The 17289-nt window shown below is 59.3% G+C and carries 15 protein-coding genes and 1 pseudogene; 2 read left to right on the forward strand and 14 right to left on the reverse strand.

From position 1 onward, the window contains the following. A pseudogene (locus AWM69_RS22480) lies at positions 1–329 on the reverse strand (alanine racemase); the annotation flags it as partial. Between the two features lie 557 nt (positions 330–886). Between AWM69_RS22480 and AWM69_RS22485 the strand changes: the two are divergent. Next, entirely contained in the window at positions 887–2551 is a 1665-nt protein-coding gene (locus AWM69_RS22485) for an electron transfer flavoprotein-ubiquinone oxidoreductase (protein WP_048384105.1), read from the forward strand. Between the two features lie 209 nt (positions 2552–2760). On the opposite strand, the gene AWM69_RS22490 is transcribed toward AWM69_RS22485, so the two are convergent. Beyond that, positions 2761–3678, reverse strand: a complete 918-nt coding sequence (locus AWM69_RS22490) for an AraC family transcriptional regulator (RefSeq protein ID WP_131655271.1) — start codon at positions 3676–3678, stop codon at positions 2761–2763. A gap of 181 nt (positions 3679–3859) precedes the next feature. Here AWM69_RS22490 and AWM69_RS22495 point away from each other — a divergent pair, with 181 nt between their 5' ends. Continuing rightward, the gene (locus tag AWM69_RS22495; protein ID WP_048384108.1) at positions 3860–4924 is read left to right on the forward strand and encodes an NAD(P)-dependent alcohol dehydrogenase; all 1065 of its coding nucleotides are present in this window, start codon (positions 3860–3862) and stop codon (positions 4922–4924) included. 51 nt (positions 4925–4975) lie between these two features. Here AWM69_RS22495 and AWM69_RS22500 read toward each other — a convergent pair whose 3' ends face one another. From AWM69_RS22500 to AWM69_RS22555, 12 genes are all read right to left on the reverse strand, one after another. After that, positions 4976–5761 carry an IclR family transcriptional regulator gene (locus tag AWM69_RS22500; RefSeq protein WP_131655285.1) on the reverse strand — a complete coding sequence of 262 codons (786 nt, stop codon included), beginning with the start codon at positions 5759–5761 and terminating at the stop codon, positions 4976–4978. A 62-nt stretch (positions 5762–5823) separates the two neighbouring features. After that, entirely contained in the window at positions 5824–7128 is a 1305-nt protein-coding gene (locus AWM69_RS22505; RefSeq protein ID WP_218728571.1) for an MFS transporter, read from the reverse strand. A gap of 141 nt (positions 7129–7269) precedes the next feature. Then, on the reverse strand, positions 7270–8418 hold the full coding sequence (gene dgoD, locus AWM69_RS22510; RefSeq protein ID WP_048384114.1) for a galactonate dehydratase: 1149 nt from the start codon (positions 8416–8418) through the stop codon (positions 7270–7272). A gap of 40 nt (positions 8419–8458) precedes the next feature. Then, on the reverse strand, positions 8459–9088 hold the full coding sequence (locus tag AWM69_RS22515; RefSeq protein ID WP_048384116.1) for a 2-dehydro-3-deoxy-6-phosphogalactonate aldolase: 630 nt from the start codon (positions 9086–9088) through the stop codon (positions 8459–8461). A gap of 1 nt (position 9089) precedes the next feature. After that, entirely contained in the window at positions 9090–10079 is a 990-nt protein-coding gene (locus tag AWM69_RS22520; protein WP_218728573.1) for a 2-dehydro-3-deoxygalactonokinase, read from the reverse strand. Between the two features lie 178 nt (positions 10080–10257). Beyond that, entirely contained in the window at positions 10258–11226 is a 969-nt protein-coding gene (araH, locus tag AWM69_RS22525; protein WP_048384119.1) for an L-arabinose ABC transporter permease AraH, read from the reverse strand. A 25-nt stretch (positions 11227–11251) separates the two neighbouring features. Next, positions 11252–12784 carry an L-arabinose ABC transporter ATP-binding protein AraG gene (gene araG / locus AWM69_RS22530; protein ID WP_218728575.1) on the reverse strand — a complete coding sequence of 511 codons (1533 nt, stop codon included), beginning with the start codon at positions 12782–12784 and terminating at the stop codon, positions 11252–11254. Positions 12785–12833: 49 nt separating this feature from the next. After that, positions 12834–13838, reverse strand: a complete 1005-nt coding sequence (locus tag AWM69_RS22535) for a substrate-binding domain-containing protein (RefSeq protein ID WP_131655276.1) — start codon at positions 13836–13838, stop codon at positions 12834–12836. A gap of 60 nt (positions 13839–13898) precedes the next feature. Next, positions 13899–14717, reverse strand: coding sequence for an SDR family oxidoreductase (locus AWM69_RS22540; RefSeq protein WP_218728577.1), 819 nt, complete (start codon positions 14715–14717; stop codon positions 13899–13901). Between the two features lie 270 nt (positions 14718–14987). Next, a complete protein-coding gene (locus tag AWM69_RS22545) occupies positions 14988–15863 on the reverse strand; it encodes an SMP-30/gluconolactonase/LRE family protein (protein ID WP_218728579.1) in 876 nt (291 codons plus the stop codon). Between the two features lie 84 nt (positions 15864–15947). Then, positions 15948–16511 carry a DUF1285 domain-containing protein gene (locus AWM69_RS22550; RefSeq protein WP_131655279.1) on the reverse strand — a complete coding sequence of 188 codons (564 nt, stop codon included), beginning with the start codon at positions 16509–16511 and terminating at the stop codon, positions 15948–15950. A 15-nt stretch (positions 16512–16526) separates the two neighbouring features. Beyond that, complete coding sequence (locus AWM69_RS22555; RefSeq protein ID WP_131655280.1) at positions 16527–17132, reverse strand: DUF4823 domain-containing protein; 606 nt, start codon at positions 17130–17132, stop codon at positions 16527–16529. Positions 17133–17289 lie beyond the last annotated feature (157 nt).

The raw sequence follows: 17289 nt of genomic DNA on the forward strand, positions 1-17289 counted from the left end.
GGCTGCTCCTTGTCGACCACTGCCTTGAGCAGCTTGGCCACGGCCAGCGAGGTCAGGTCTTCGGCAGATTCGACGAGGATGGCGCGATCGGCACCCAGAGCCAGCGCAGTACGCAGCTGTTCCTGAGCCGTGGTCGGACCGATGGAGACGACGACGATTTCAGTCGCAACGCCTTTCTCTTTCAGGCGTACGGCTTCTTCCACAGCGATTTCGCAGAAGGGGTTCATCGACATCTTGACGTTGGCGAGGTCAACGCCGGAGTTGTCCGCTTTGACGCGAACCTTAACGTTGTAATCGACCACTCGTTTGACAGCTACAAGAACCTTCATGGATTCCTCGTTACTCTCCGGTGAAAAGAAAGTCGCCTAGGCGAACCTGGCGGTTGATGCTCATCAGCACAAGGGCACCTCCAAAGATCGTTGCCTTCCTCTGAACAGGAAGCGATGAGTGCCTATAACCTTGCATGCGACCGTCTATCCGGCATGACGAGTAAGTCATCGACCAAAAGGACGTGTAAACTCCGCTCCAGGAATGGCAGGCTCCTACAGGCTAACGCCTGTGCCCTGTCTTTAGAGGTGCTCTTGAAACCGACAATCAGCCTACGGCGAGCGCAAAACCGACCGTATCTTGACCGGAACACCATTTGCGGTCAATACAGCAAATCGGCCACTTTCGGGCCGCGTGTCTTTGATTTAACTGGCTTGCAGCAGATTCAAACAAACGTTTGTATTGGACGCTGCTAGTGGTGTAGATATAATGCTGCGCCCATAGAGAGAGTGGTATGTCATCCATTGCGCCTTTCAGCCTCGCGAGCGAGGGAATAATGGATGAAGTGCCAAACCTCCAATTAGAAAAATACCGTTGAGCCTTGAGTAGGAGATAGCCTGTGGAACGCGAATACATGGAATTCGACGTGGTCATCGTCGGCGCCGGCCCCGCCGGTTTGTCCGCCGCCTGCCGTCTAAAGCAGAAGGCCGCCGAAGCCGGTAAAGAAATTAGCGTCTGCGTGGTTGAAAAAGGCTCCGAAGTCGGTGCTCACATTCTATCCGGTGCGGTGTTCGAACCCCGTGCCCTGAACGAACTGTTCCCTGACTGGAAAGAACTGGGCGCTCCGCTCAACACACCAGTCACCCGCGACGACATTTATGTACTGCGCAGCGAAGCCACCGCGACCAAGGTGCCTGATCTGTTTGTGCCTAAAACCATGCACAACGAAGGCAACTACATCATCTCCCTGGGCAACCTGTGCCGCTGGCTGGCCCAGCAGGCCGAGAACCTGGGCGTAGAAATCTACCCGGGCTTTGCTGCCCAGGAAGTCCTGTTCGACGAAAACAATGTCGTGCGCGGGATCATCACCGGTGATCTGGGCGTTGACCGTGAAGGCAACCCCAAGGAAGGCCTGTACACCCCCGGCATGGAACTGCGCGGCAAGTACACCTTGTTCGCTGAAGGCTGCCGTGGCCACCTTGGCAAGCAACTGATCGAACGCTTCAAGCTCGACAGTGAAGCAGACAGCCAGCACTACGGCATCGGCCTGAAAGAAATCTGGGAAATCGATCCGGCCAAACACCAGCCAGGCCTGGTGGTTCACACGGCTGGCTGGCCGCTGGACATCATCAGCCGCGAAAACACCGGCGGTTCTTTCCTGTACCACCTGGAAAACAACCAGGTGGTTGTCGGCCTGATCGTTGACCTGTCCTACAGCAACACCTTCCTGTCGCCCTTCGACGAGTTCCAGCGCCTCAAGCATCACCCGGTGCTCAAGCAGTACCTCGAAGGCGGCAAGCGCATCAGCTATGGTGCTCGTGCCCTGGCTAAAGGCGGCCTGAACTCCCTGCCGAAAATGGTCTTCAACGGTGGCGCACTGATCGGCTGTGATCTGGGCACCATGAACGTGGCCAAGATCAAAGGCAGCCACACGGCGATGAAGTCGGGCATGCTGGCGGCAGACGCTGTGGCCGATTCGCTGCTCGCCGGTTCCGAAGGCGGCGATGCACTCAACACCTACGTCGAGGCCTTCAAAGGCAGCTGGCTGTTCGACGAACTGTTCGCCAGCCGCAACTTCGGCCCGGCGATGCACAAGTTCGGCCCGATCATGGGTGCAGGCTTCAACTGGCTCGACCAGAACATCTTCGGCGGCAAGCTGCCGTTCACCCTGCACGACACCAAGCCCGATTACGCCTGCCTCAAGCACGCCTCGGACTGCAAGAAGATCGACTACCCGAAACCCGACGGCAAACTCAGCTTCGACAAACTCAGCTCGGTCTTCCTCTCCAGCACCAACCATGAAGAAGAGCAGCCGTGTCACCTCAAGCTGCGCGACCCGAGCATCCCGATCAGCGTCAACCTGCCGCTGTACGACGAACCCGCGCAGCGTTACTGCCCGGCGGGCGTGTATGAAGTGATCACCCAGGAAAGCGGCGAGAAGCGCTTCCAGATCAACGCGCAAAACTGCGTTCACTGCAAAACCTGCGACATTAAAGATCCGTCGCAAAACATCACCTGGGTTACCCCGGAAGGTGCCGGCGGCCCGACTTACCCGAACATGTAAGTCGTATCGCGCTCACGAAAAAGGCTCCTGCGGGAGCCTTTTTCGTGCCCGTCATCCGCCGTAATCCCGTAGCCGCTGCAGCAGGCGGAGTCCGATTTCGAGGCGAACGCAGAGGCTGGGCGGTTAACGCCTGTGTTGGCGGGATAAATGCAGCGTCCTGGAAGCCATCGCGAGCAAGCTCGCTCCTACAGGTTCTGGTCGTATGGTTCTTAACTGACAGTCGCTGCCGCAGGCGGCGTCCCTGCGCCCTCATTCCCCGGGCTGCGTTCGAAGTAGCGTTTGTACTCGCGGCTGAATTGCGAGGTGCTTTGATAACCCACGCGCTCGGCAACCTGGGCTACGCCCAAGCCTTCGCTCAGCAGCAATTGCTGAGCCCGTAGCAAGCGCAGGCGCTTGAGGTACTGCACCGGTGAAAGCAGGGTGCTGCGCTTGAAATGCTCGTGGAAGGTGGAAGCGCTCATGTTGGCACACCGGGCCAGCGTCTCGACGCTCAGCGGTTCGGCAAAGTGCTCGTGTAAATGACTCAACGATGCCGCCACTCGCGCAAATTGCCCCTGTTGCTCGACCAGGGCACGCAGCACTCCGGCCTGGGGACCACGCAATGCCGCAAACAACACTTCGCGCAACCTCGCCGGCCCCATGATCCGGCATTCCATCGGGTCATGCAGGCAACGCAACAGTCGCTCGACCGCCTGGCGCATCTCATCATCCAGCACCGCCGACGTCATCGACTCGGGGGTTTGCGGCACGGCACTGCGCTGCGGGTCCAGCCCCATCGCCAGCACCAGCTCGCCCAGTACCGCCCGGTCAATACTGATCGCCACACCCAGTAACGGCTCCTCGTCAGAGGCAAAGGTTTCACACTCAAAGGGCACTGATAACGCCTGCACCAGATAATGCCCGGCGCCGTACTCCAGAGTGCGCTGACCCAGATAGGCCAACTTACTGCCTTGGGCAATCACCATTAGGCTAGGCTCATAAATCTGCGGCATCCGGGCCACCGCTTCACAGGCCGAGACGACACGGACTTGCGGCAACAAGGTCGAGACAAAACCCGACCGGGTCGCCAACGGTTTGATCAGCGACACCAGTGTGGCGTTCTCATCACGGTGACGGGTCAAAAACATGGCAATACGTTCACAAGAGGAATAGACCGCCGCATCTTCGCAGAATTGCCGGCTAAAGCGACACTCAGTCCGCGGCTCCGGACGAATAGGCATGACAAGCGGAGGAATCGTCATAGTTCTGCAAGACGCACGGGCGCAAACTCACACCCTTGTTCACAGTCAACGTTTCGCGAGGTTCTCCATGTCCACTGTCACCTACAACGCCATCGGCTATGCCGCTAAAACAACCTCCGCACCTCTGGCTCCGCTGCCGTTCAACCGCCGTGAACCGCGTCCGGATGACGTAGCCATTGAAGTGATGTACTGCGGCGTTTGCCACTCCGACATTCACCAGGTGAATAACGATTGGGGCTTCGCGGTTTACCCGGTTATGCCTGGCCACGAGATCGTCGGCAAGGTCACCGCGATCGGTAGTGATGTCACCCAGTACAAGGTCGGGGATCTGGTCGGGGTGGGCTGCATGGTCGATTCGTGCCGCGAATGCTCCGCCTGTAAAGAAGACCTGGAACAATATTGCCTTGAGGGTTTCACCCAGACCTACGGCTCACCGGACCGTATCGATGGCACGACAACCATGGGCGGCTACTCGGACAGCATCGTCGTCCGCGAAGCTTTCGTCGTACGCATCCCGGAAAACCTCGACCCGGCCAGCGCTGCCCCGCTGCTGTGCGCGGGCATCACCACCTACTCGCCGCTGCAACACTACGGCGTTGAGCCAGGCGACAAGGTCGGGATTCTGGGCATGGGCGGCCTGGGCCACATGGGCATCAAATTTGCCAAGGCCATGGGCGCTGAAGTCACACTCTTCACCCGCTCCGAAGCCAAGGCTGCTGAAGCCCGCCGTCAGGGTGCCGACCACGTGATCGTCTCAACCGACGCCGAACAGATGAAAGCCGCAGCCGGTCACTTCGACTTCCTGCTGGATACCATCCCGGTCAAACACGACCTGAACCCCTACCTCGAAACCCTGCGTTTTGACGGCGTGCATATTCTGGTGGGCCTGATCGAGCCGATCGAACCTGCGCTGGATGCCTTCAACCTGGTGTTCAAACGCCGTGTACTGGCCGGTTCGTTGATTGGCGGGATCGCAGAAACCCAGGAAATGCTCGACTTCAGCGCTGAACATGGCATTACCTGCGACATCGAAATGCTGGATATCAAAAACATCAATGAAGCATTCGAACGCGTGGTCAAAGGCGACGTGAAGTATCGCTTTGTGATCGACATGAAAACGCTGAAGGCTTAAACCCGAAGCCCCCTCGCCCTCTCCTTCCGGGAGAGGACGCGGGCAAGGGAATTAACCTCCCAGCTCTGCCGAGAGTTGTCGTGCGGCGTGAGTGATGACCGGGATCAGCCCGGTCATTTTCTCGTGCGGCATGTACGGCACGGTGCTGGCGATGCTGATGGCCGCCACGATTGCATGGCTGGCATCACGTATCGGGGCAGCCACACACCGTATCGAGGGCTCGTTGTCTTCCAGGTCAAACGCATAGCCTCCCGCAACATAACTGCGCATCCGCTCCTCGAACTGCTCCCACGAGGCCTCCTGGTGATCCGGCCACAGCGGATTCTTGCCGCCGACAGGCTGGCTGAGCTCAAACACCCGCCGCCATTCGGCCACGGGCGCATCCAGCAGCATGGCCTTGCCGATACCCGTACGTGCAATGGGCATCCGGTGCCCCACTCGCGAACGCATCTCCGGACCATTGCGGCCCGGATTCTTGTGCAGGTACAGCACTTCGTCCCCTTCGCGTACCGCCAAATGAATGGTGTCGCCGGTCAACGCCGACAATTCATCCAGGTACGGCTGTGCCAGGGTTACCAGCGGCAATTCCTCCCGGGCCTGAAACCCTAGCTCGATCAGCTTGGGGCCCAGCAAATACCCCACCTTGGGCAAGACCCGCAGATAACGTTCGTCCACCAGGCAACTGGCCAGACGGTGCGTCGTGCTGCGTGTGGTCCCGATCACCCGGGCAATATCCTTCAGATCCCGTGCGCCATTGGCCACCGCTTGCACCACCGCCAGCCCGCGCAGCAGGGTTTGAGTGCCGGTCGGTGCGATTTTCGTGGAGTCGTCCTGCATAGCCAGCCATTCCATTAAGGGTGAGAACCGGACGGCATTATGGTCGCCCGGGCAACCGACTTCTACAGTTCGATCCGCTCAACTTTGCCCACCAGCAAGATGTAAGACAACGCCCCCAGCAGTGCCAGCACCGCAATATAGGTAATCGCCGGAGCAAACGAGTCGCCGGTCGCCAGAAAACCGATCACGATCGGCGTGGCGATGGCGGACAGATTACCGATGAAATTGAACACGCCTCCGGTCAGGCCCAGCAACCGCGCCGGGGCCAGGGTCGACACCAGCGACCAGGTGATCGAAGCCAGGCCGTTACCGAAAAACGCCAGCGCCAGAAACGCAATCACCAGCGGCGTCGATTCGACAAAGTTGGCGCCAATGATCGAGGTCGAAATCAGCAGCCCGCCAATGATCGGTAGCTTGCGGGCAAAACCCACCGAATAACCGCGGCGAATCAGCCAGTCGGAAAAGAACCCCGAACACAGCACACCGACAAACGCAGCCAGGAACGGCAACGAAGCCAGCAATCCGGATTTGATGAAGTCCATGCCGCGGTATTTCACCAGGTAGGTCGGGAACCAGGTCAGGAAGAACCACAGCGTCGAGTTCAGGCAAAACTGGCCCAGGTAGATGCCCCACAACTTACGCTTGCTGAGCACGATACCCAGGTCATACCAACTGAATGGCGCCTTGCGCTTGGCCGTTTGCGCCTGGATATCCACCAGCCCGCCGCCTTCGATAATCAGGTCGATTTCAGCCTGGTTGGCCCCTTTGAAATCACGCGGCTCGCGGTACACCGCGTACCAGATCACCGCCCAGATAATTCCCACCACACCGGTGCTGACAAACACCATGTGCCAACCCCATTGATGCTGCAGCCATGCCAGCACCGGGGTCAAAAACGCCAGCCCGACAAACTGCCCGGAGGTGTAAAAACCAATGGCGGTGGCGCGTTCGCGCTCCGGAAACCAGGTGGTCACGACACGGCTGTTGATCGGGTATGCCGGGGCCTCCAGTGCGCCCACAGCCATGCGCAGTACAAACAGCGCGATAAAGCTGGCAGCGAAACCGAGCATCACCGTGGCCACCGACCACAGCAGCAACGCGACGCTGTAGAGAATCCGTGGCGGCACGCGGTCCACCAGCCAGCCGCCGGGGATTTGCATGGCAGCGTAGGTCCAGCCAAAGGCCGAGAAGATCAGCCCGACGTGAATCGGGTCAATTCCCAGGTCGCTGGTCAGCGCGGGGGCGGCAATCGACAGGTTGCTACGGTCCAGATAGTTGATCACCACGGTGATAAACAACAGAACCATAATGAAAAAACGCTTGCGGCTAGGCGCCACCAGTGACGCTTGCGCGACAGTGCTTGTCATAGGACATGCCTCATTTTTAGAGTTATTGAGGTCGTAAATGCAAACCCTGTAACCGCGATAAAGATCGCAGGGCCTTTGACAACAGGCCTGCTGCGCTGTCCATCGCAGCCTTCGGCAGCGGCTACAGGGTTTTAAGGGGTATTACCACTCAGCGAAGCTGCCGTCGGCATGGCGCCAGATCGGGTTGCGCCAGCGATGGCCGATCACAGCGCGCTCCTGGACGTACTCTTCGTTGATTTCAATCCCCAGACCCGGGCCGTTGGGGATTTTGACGAAGCCTTTGTCGTAGTCGAATACCGCAGGATCCTTGACGTAATCCAGCAGGTCGTTGCTTTCGTTGTAATGGATGCCCAGGCTTTGCTCCTGGATGAAAGCGTTGTAGCACACCGCATCCAGCTGCAGGCACGCCGCCAGCGCGATCGGACCCAGCGGGCAATGCAGTGCCAGCGCTACGTCATAAGCCTCGGCCATGTTGGCGATCTTGCGGGTTTCGGTGATCCCGCCCGCATGGGAAGCATCGGGTTGAATGATGTCGACATACCCTTCGCTGAGCACACGCTTGAAGTCCCAGCGCGAGAACAGGCGCTCGCCCAGGGCAATCGGGGTACTGGTCAACGGTGCCAGTTCCTTGAGCGCTTCGTAGTTTTCGCTGAGCACCGGCTCTTCGATGAACATCAGCTTGTAGGGGTCAAGCTCCTTCATCAGCACCTTGGCCATCGGTTTGTGCACGCGACCATGGAAGTCCACGCCGATACCGACATTCGGCCCAACCGCATCGCGCACTGCCGCTACGTTGGCCAGTGCCAGGTCAACCTTTTCAAAACTGTCGACGAACTGCAGCTCTTCGGTGCCGTTCATTTTCACGGCGGTAAAGCCGCGGCTGACCGCTTCTTTGGCGGCGCGAGCGGTATCAGCCGGACGGTCGCCGCCGATCCACGAATACACGCGAATCTTGTCACGCACCTGGCCACCCAGCAGGTCACTGACCGAGACGCCCAGCGCCTTGCCCTTGATGTCCCACAGCGCCTGGTCGATACCGGCCAACGCACTCATGTGCACCGCGCCGCCACGGTAAAAACCGCCGCGATACAACACAGTCCAGATGTCTTCGATATTGCGCGGGTCCTTGCCGATCAGGTAATCGGACAGTTCCTCAACGGCGGCCGCCACGGTATGCGCCCGGCCTTCGACCACAGGCTCGCCCCAGCCGGTAACGCCTTCGTCGGTTTCAACTTTCAGGAACAACCAGCGCGGCGGGACCAGGTACGTTGTCAGCTTGGTAATTTTCATCTTTTTGTCTCTCTTGTTCGATGGGGCGCGAAAGCGCCGGTCAGTCAGCCTGACGCCGTGCGTTCCAGGCCTGCATATACGCCTTGGCGCGAACAGCCACTTCGGCAGGGCTCAGGCCCGGCTTGAACAGCCCGGAGCCCAGGCCAAAACCGGAGACACCGGCATCCAGAAATACCTGCATGTTGTCCGGGGTAATCCCGCCGACGGGGATCAACCGGGTGCCGGCGGGCAGTACGGCCAACCAGGCCTTGACCACGGCCGGGCCCATTTGCTCGGCCGGGAACATTTTCAGCACATCGGCGCCTTCGGCCAGCGCGGCAAACGCTTCGGTCGGCGTCGCAACCCCGGGTGACAGGTACAAACCGGCGGCCTTGGCTGCGCGCAGGACTTTCGGGTCGCTGTGGGGCATCACAATCACTTGCCCGCCGGCGGCCTTGACCTGCTCGACCTGCTCCGGGGTCAGGACCGTGCCGGCACCGACCAGGCAGTCGGCGGGCAAGGTACTGCGCAAAATACGGATGCTTTCATAAGGCTCGGGGGAATTGAGGGGGACTTCGAGGGTGCGGAATCCCTCGTCATACAACACCTTGCCGATGGCCTGCGCTTCTTGCGGACGCAGACCGCGAAGGATGGCGATCAATCCGTTTTTTGCCAGAGCTTGCTTGAGCATCTCAGCCCTCCTGATGAGTGTGTTGAAGTAACCCGGCCGCTTGGGCCAGGTGCCATAAACCCTGTTCGGTTGCCTGTTCTGCCAGGCTCACCTGGGTGAACCCGCAGATGTCCAGCGCCCTTTGGTAGCGTTCACACAGTTGGGAAGTGCCGATCAGAATGATCGCGGGTAACGGTTGCTCGCCCCGACGCTGACGCAGGGCATGACTCAGCGCCGAGAGCTCATGACCGATCAGCAGCCCCGACACGTAATCAGGTTGCTGGATGGCACTCAGTTGGCCGGTCAGGCCCAGCGTGCGGGCACTGAACAGGGTCGACAGCGGCCCCATCTGGCCATCGGCCGACAACGCGACGTGCACGCCCCGCTCGAATGCGGCGAGGTCAAACTCCGGGGAGGCTTGCTGGGTACGCCCCAGAATGGTGTGCTCACAGACGACGGCGAACAGTTCGCCGGTCATGAACGTGTCGAAATGCACCAGGCTGCCCGCTTGCACCTGCACCCATTTGGAATGGCTGCCAGGCAGGCCAATCAAGCAGTCGTTCAGATCCGCGTGGCTGTGCAAGACCCCCAGGACCTGGGTTTCTTCGCCGCGCATCACATTGGGTAAGGTCGAACGCTCAATGACGCCGGGAACGATGTGAACATCCACGCCTCGCACACTGCGCACGATCTGCAAGGCGGTGCTCAAGGCCGGCAGGCTGGCCGGGGTTTCACGATAGGGGGCTTCGCGCCAGCCCTGAGCGCTGCCAACCATGCCACAGGCAATCACCGGGATGGCGGGGTTGGCATCCAGCCAGTCGCCACAGGCGTCGTCAAACGCGAGCTCAAAACCGTCAGTACACCACTGGCCTGCGACCTGCCGAGGGTTGCTGGGCAGCTGCATGATCCCGCATGCCAGCGAGCGCCTGTTCAGCACTTGCCCTGCGGGACCGAGTAAATAAGCACGAAGAGAGGTTGTCCCCCAATCGAGCGCGATCAAATGCGCCTGCATCGCTTCACCTGTTTTGTTTTTAGCAGTGAATGCCGTGAATCAGTGCAGGTGACTATAAACCTTGGTGACGCAAAATCTCAATATATAAATTGCAGTCTCATATATAGGGATATTTTATATGCAACATATCCTGCAGGCGCGAGCTTGAATCGCGAGCAAGCTCGCGCCTGCCGAGCTGTCAGCGTTGTTTCAAGCGATCGATCACCACCGCCAGCAACAGGATCGAGCCACGGATCACGTACTGGTAGAAGGTGTCGATGTTCTTCAGGTTCATCGCGTTTTCGATGATGGCCAGAATCAACACGCCGGCGATCACATGGCGAATCATCCCGACGCCACCGCTCAGCGACACCCCGCCCAGCACACAGGCCGAAATCACTGTCAGCTCAAAGCCCTGGCCGATCATCGGCTGGCCTGACGTCATCCGCGAGGCCAGGATCACCCCGGCCAACGCCCCGATCAGCCCGTGGACGGCGAAGATGATGATCTTGGTCCGGTCCACATTCACTCCGGCCAGCAATGCCGCTTCCGGGTTGCCACCGATGGCCATGGTGTTGCGGCCATAGGTGGTGTAATTGAGCAGCCAGCCAAAGAACAGAAAGCAGACGATGGTGATCAGAATCGGCACCGGCACCCCGAACAACTGGCCGTTGCCGAACACAAAGAACGATTCCTGGGACACCCCTACCGCTTTGCCATTGGCGAAGATGTACGCCAGCCCCCGCACGATCTGCATGGTCGCCAGCGTCGTGATCAACGCGTTGACCCGCAATTTGGCGATCACGATGCCGTTGATCAGCCCGACGATCAGCCCCATGCCCAACGCTGCACTGACACCCAGAAACACGCTATCGGTGTCACGCATGACCACCGCCGCCACCACCCCCGAACAGGCAATCACAGAGCCCACCGACAGGTCGAAATGCCCGGATGCCAGGCAATACAGCATGGTGCAGGCGGCAATCCCGGTAGTGGAAATCGCCAGGCCAAGGCCCCGCATGTTCAGCGGCGAGAGAAAGTTGTCGATCAGCAAGGTGCAGAGCAGGAATATCGCCAGCGCCGCCAGCAGCATCACCCAGTCGTCCAGAAATCGCCGCAGGTCGAGAGGTTTGCGCGATGCGGGCAGTGTCGTGTTTTGCGTAGTCATGTTAATCCCTCGGATTGACGCGCCGTCAGCCGCGCTGGCGTGGCAACGCCATTTGCAACAGGTTGGATTCATTGGCCTGGTCGCGAGACAGCTCGCCACACACCGCGCCTTCGCACAGCACCAGCATGCGATCGCAAATACCGATCACCTCCATCAGGTCACTGGACACCACGATCACCGCAATGCCGCTGGCCGCCAGGTTGTGGATGATCTGGTAGATCTCGGCCTTGGCCCCGATATCAATGCCCCGCGTCGGCTCGTCGAGCAGCAATACTTTCATGGGCATCGACAGCCAGCGTCCGAGAATGGCTTTCTGCTGATTGCCGCCGGACAGGTACATGATTTTCTGTGCAGCACTCGGGGTCTTCACGTTCAGCGCCCGGATCTGCTGCGCGGCGTTGTCGCGTTCCCACACCCCGCGCAACAGGCAGCCCAGCGTCGAATGAGCGCCACGGGCGCTGATGTTGATGTTTTCGGCGACGCTGGAGAGCGGCATGATGCCTTCTTTTTTGCGGTCTTCAGGACACAGCAATACCCCGGCTGCAATCGCATCCCTTGGCGAACGCAGCTTGAGTTCGACACCTTGCAATTCAAGGCTCCCCGCACTCTGCCGTGCCAACCCGCCGAGTAACCGCAACAGCTCTGTGCGCCCGGCTCCCACCAGCCCGAACAGCCCCAGGATCTCGCCCTTGTGCACCTCGAAACTCACCGGTTCGCGCAGCCCCGGCCCCAGCAGACCGGTTACTTTCAACGCCACCTCGCCGCGTTCTCGGGCGCGATAATCGTAGATGTCCTGAATATCGCGGCCGACCATGCAGGTCACCAACTGGTCATGGGTCAGCTCGCTCATCTGCTCGAAGGTACGCACGTAGCGGCCGTCCTTGAACACCGTGACCGCATCGCAAATCCGAAACACTTCTTCCATCCGATGAGAGACATACAGCACCACCTTGCCCTCATCCCGGAGGCGGCCAATGATCGCCATCAGCCGGTCAATTTCCCGGGCCGACAAGCTGCTGGTAGGTTCATCAAACGCAATCACATGAGCGCCACGGGACAGTGCCTTGGCGATCTCCACCAATTGCCGCTGACCGAGGGATAAACGCACGACCTTCTCCTGCGGGTCAATTTCGTCGGCCAATCCTTTGAGCAATGCCAGCGCCCGATGGCGCAACTCACCGCGCCTGATCAACCCGAAGCGTGCGGGTAAATGCCCGAGAAACAGGTTCTCGGCCACGGTCATTTCCGGCACCAGATGCAGCTCCTGATGGATGACTGCGACCCGATTGGCAATGCTTTCGGCCGTGGACTTGAAGGTCAGCGACTGTTCGCCGATCTGCAAGTGACCGCTACTGGGGACGTACGCGCCCCCGAGAATTTTCAGGAGTGTGGATTTGCCCGCGCCGTTTTCGCCCATGAGCGCATGCACCTGCCCCGGATAAGCGACAAAACTGATATCGGCCAGCGCCTGCACCCCGGGGAAGCTTTTTCCAATCCCATTGAAGCGCAGGCTGGCGCCAGCGCTGACAGGTTCTTGCCTGACTGTTTGCTGCTGCATAGCCACCTCGATCCTGACTGTGAACACCTGTCGCGTTAGTAAAAACGGCTCAGTTCCACAGCCCGATTTTGGTCAGCTCTTCCTGGAAGTTGTCCCGGGTGATGAGGGTCACATCATCCATGGCGGTGTACTTGGCTGGCTCCTTGCCCGTGGTAATCCACTCAAACATCATGCTCGCGGTGTTATAGCCCTCGATATGCGGGCTTGGCAGCATCGAACCGAAAAATCCGCTGTTGGCTTTTTTCAACTCGCCGATCGCGTCCGTCCCATTGATCCCGATACCGATCACGTTGGCCGCCGCGAAACCGGCACTTTCAGTGGCGCGCACACCTCCGAGCACGGTGTTGTCATTCATCCCGCCGATGATCAGGTTTTTCGCTTCGCCAGGCAGCTTGACCAACGCCGAATTGGTGGCGTCCATGCTGCCGGGAACATCGAGGGTCTTGAGCGCGGAGAATAAAATGTGATCCTCCGGCAAGCCTGCATCTTTCAAGGATTTGACCGAGCCGTCGGTGCGCTTCTTGCCAGTGTCCAATTCGTTATAGGTATTGATGACCGCGTAAGTGTCCTTCCAGTCCCAACCGCGCTTTTTGGCCTCGTCGACCATCGCATTGCCCTGCTTCTGGCCGACTTCGAACGCTGCCATGCCCAGATAAGGCACGTCTTCCATAAACTGGCCCTTGGCATCGACAAAACGGTCATCCACCGCGATCACCTTCAAACCGTTGAGCTTGGCCTTGGCCATGATCGCAGGCCCGAGTGCCACATCCGGCGGACAAATGACAAATCCCTGAGCACCGTTGGCCGCCAGGCTGTCAATGGCCGACAGGGTCTTCTCGCCGTCCGGTACGGCAATTTTAATCAGCTCAAACCCTTTGTCTTTTGCCGCTTTTTCCGCAAAGGCCCATTCAGTCTGGAACCAGGGCTCTTCCGCCTGCTTGACCAGAAAGCCGATTTTCACCGGATCGGCAGCCAGCAACGCACTGCTCAGGCTGACGGCGGTCACGGCCAATGCCGCACAACACAGGGAACGAATAGCAGAACGACGTTTCATGACAACTCCTTCTTATTATTGTTAAACGTGTTTGAAGCCTGTGAGGGGGGAAAACGGTGGTCAATCGTGGTACAGCACCGAGCGGCCGCCATCGATGGTGATGCAGGATGCATTGATAAAAGGTGCTTCATCGCTGGCAAGGAACACCGCGGTCATGGCGACTTCCATGGGCTGGCCGATGCGGCGTGGCGGATGCAGATCGAGTGCACGCTGCCGTTCGGCATGAGGGTCGGCAAAACCGTTCCAGTAATCGACGTTCAGTTGCGTCTCGATGTAGCCCGGCGCGATGGCGTTGACCCGGATACCTTTGGGCGCATATTCGATACCCAGGGCACGGGTCAGACCCAGCAAACCATGCTTGGCCACGGGGTACGGGAAACAGCCGGGAATGATATGAGTCGAATGGGTCGAAGCAATGTTGATAATGCTGCCGATGCCCTGCGCAATCATCTGCGGCAAGACCGCCTTGCAGCCATACCAGGCACCGTCCAGGTCGATGGTGAAACAACGGCGCCAGTCTTCCTCGGTCATCTCCAGCGGATCGCGGAATACATTGACCCCGGCGCAGTTGACCAGCACATCGACCCGACCGTGCAGCTCCAGCGCCAGCTCGACCATGGCATTGAGGTCGGCCTGACGGGACACGTCGGCTTTGATCGCCTGTACCTCGCCTCCTTGTTCACGCCAGTGGGCGGCAACCTGCTCGACCTTCTCTGCCTGAATATCACTGATGACCATTTTCGCCTGCTGCGACACGAAACTGGCGACGATGGCTTCGCCAATCCCCTGGGCCGCCCCCGTCAGCAAAACCACTTTGTTTTTCAGACGCTCGCCACGTGCAGGCTCCGCCACCGGTGGCAGGGAAAGAGGTTCAGCCATGAATAAGGACTCCTGAGGGAAGGCACGACGAAAACCGGGCATCTGTCGATGACCGGCTGATAAGCGGGGAGAATCTGGGGGTCAGGCAAGCCCGTGCATGGCCTGGAACGTGACGGGCAGGAACACCTGTGCGCAGGAGCACCCTGGAATAGTTCGGCATCACTTCACCTGTTTTATTTTTTTAAGTGTGAGTGCATGGAGCTGAGGCCGACTATAAACCCGGGCGCGGAAAAATCTCAATATATAATTTTTAGTCCCATATCGTGGGATTCACCCTGCAAAACGGGTGCACGGCGTGCCGGGTACATCGACCCGAATCGACAGCACTGCACCGTCCAGAGGCCCGTTGGCAGGGCTCGCGGCGCTGGTGATATACAGCGTGCGCAAATCGTCACCCCCGAACACACAACTGGTGGGACGGCTGACAGGCAACTCGATTACACGATCAACCTGGCCATCGGGGGCCAGACGCAACAGACAGCTGCCGTCCCAGCGGGCATTCCAGACATACCCCTGAACATCCATCGCAGAACCGTCGGGACCACCCCGCGGATGTGGACCGCGCCAGACTTCAGGCGCGCTCAGATAACCGTCGGTCGTGAGCGCATATTGATAAATGGTGGCGTCCAGGCTATCGGCAAAATACAGAGTCTTGCCGTCTGCGCTCCACACCAGCGTATTGGGAATGCCCAGGCCATTGAGCAACGACGTCACCTGGCCGTCGGTTCCGACTCGAAACAGGCCGCCGCTACGCCGCTCGATCGGCAGCTCCTGACCCTGTTCGCCAAGATTGTTCTGCATGGTGCCTATCCAGAGTTGCCCCCGGGCATCACACCGGGCCTCATTGGGCCGATTACCCGGCTGCGGATCGACCTTGCACAACACATTCAGGCGCGGTGCATCACCCGCAGACGTCAGATCAAGCCGATACACGCCGCTGCTCAAGGTCACCAGCGCGTCGCCGCTGGCACAGGGAATAAAGGCCGACACATGCTCCGGCATCTGCCAGCTCTCAACGGTATCTCCCATCAGGCGCAGCGCTTGCTTGCCCGCGATATCAACCCAGTACAGGGCCTGCCGGGGTCCATCCCAGAATGGCCCCTCACCGAGTCGGGCACGATGTTGGGTAACGGCTGTCCACGCCATGAGCGCTCCTGATTTTTATTGTAGGGAGACATATTGTGTGTTCGACACGGGCAAAGCCCTGGCAGGCTCTACCGGTATGATCGCTTACGGTTCAAGCCCGATCGGGAAGAACACGCCGCTGCTCCAGACGCCCAGCCAGCGCTGCCCGTCGATTTCCCGGGTCACGGCCAGTTCGACCAGCTGGTAGAAGACGTTACGATGAATCAGGGCTTCGAGGTTGCGTCGTACATGAACGTAAGGCGCAGGTTCCTGGGTCGCGGGATCGATCACGATCCGCAGCGGGTGCTCGCTGCCCGCGATGAGTTGCTCATCCACGTTGGTGGTGAAACGCAGGACTTGTTGCTCATCGGCCCCTTCAACCTCAACGGCAATCGCGACAAAAGGCGCGTCATCGACTTTGATCCCGACCTTCTCCACCGGCGTGATCAGAAAGTAGTCATCGCCATCACGCCGAATGATGGTCGAGAACAGCTTGACCATGGGCTTGCGGCCAATCGGCGTGCCCATGTAGTACCAGGTGCCATCACGGGCGATGCGCATGTCGATGTCACCGCAAAACGCCGTGTCCCACAAATGAACAGGCGGCAGGCCCTTATCGGCCTTGGGGATTTGCGCCAACAGGTTACTGACGTCCACCGGCTCACTCATGCTGTTCTCCTCGACTTATTGATCGCTCAAGCCTATCAAGCTGCGCGCGTACTTAGCCAGCGGCGGGCCGATCAGGTCAGCCGGCCTGTTGTCATGGAGCGTCAGCAAACCGCCGCGACTGCGAAGAGTGGCGGTATCGATCAGGTACTGGGTACTGGTTTCGATCAACATCACCTGGATCACCCCGCTGTCGACCCCCAGGCGGCCGATCTCTTCCTGATCAAGCCATTCGTCGCTGTTGCCGATACGGTCATCAGCCCGGGCAAAGCGCGTGTACAGCAAGTAATGGGCGCCAAACCCACGGGCCTCGGCCATGGCATGATCCAGCCCCAACGGCGCCTTGGCGCGACGCACCATCGGAAAGTATTCGATAAAGCTATTGTAGGCTTCTTCGGCCACCACATTGGGGCGCATGTAGGGATCGCCGACCGGAGCAAAGGGCCCTTGGGCAATATAGACAAAGGAATCCGCCTGGATCCGCAGTGAGTTGCTGCGCCGCGTGTTGCTGTGGTCCAACAGGCCCGCGTCACTCAACTGATAACGCGCGCCCTCCCCCAGATCACTGACTTTCATACAGCCACCCAGCGCCAACAAAGCCAGCATTACAATCAGACAACGCATCCCGCTCTCCCGATGGCCGGCGACAGAAAACCGGCGAATAGTCGCGTAATGCAGATTGCGCGCCAGAATGGCAAATCCCGTTTGAGCGCTTTCACCTCAGATCGTGACCACTCGTTACCCGACTGACGGGATCAAGCTCTCAATGCAAACCCGCCTC

The organism is Pseudomonas sp. D1HM (genome assembly GCF_019266105.1).
Classification (GTDB): Bacteria; Pseudomonadota; Gammaproteobacteria; order Pseudomonadales; family Pseudomonadaceae; genus Aquipseudomonas; species Aquipseudomonas taetrolens.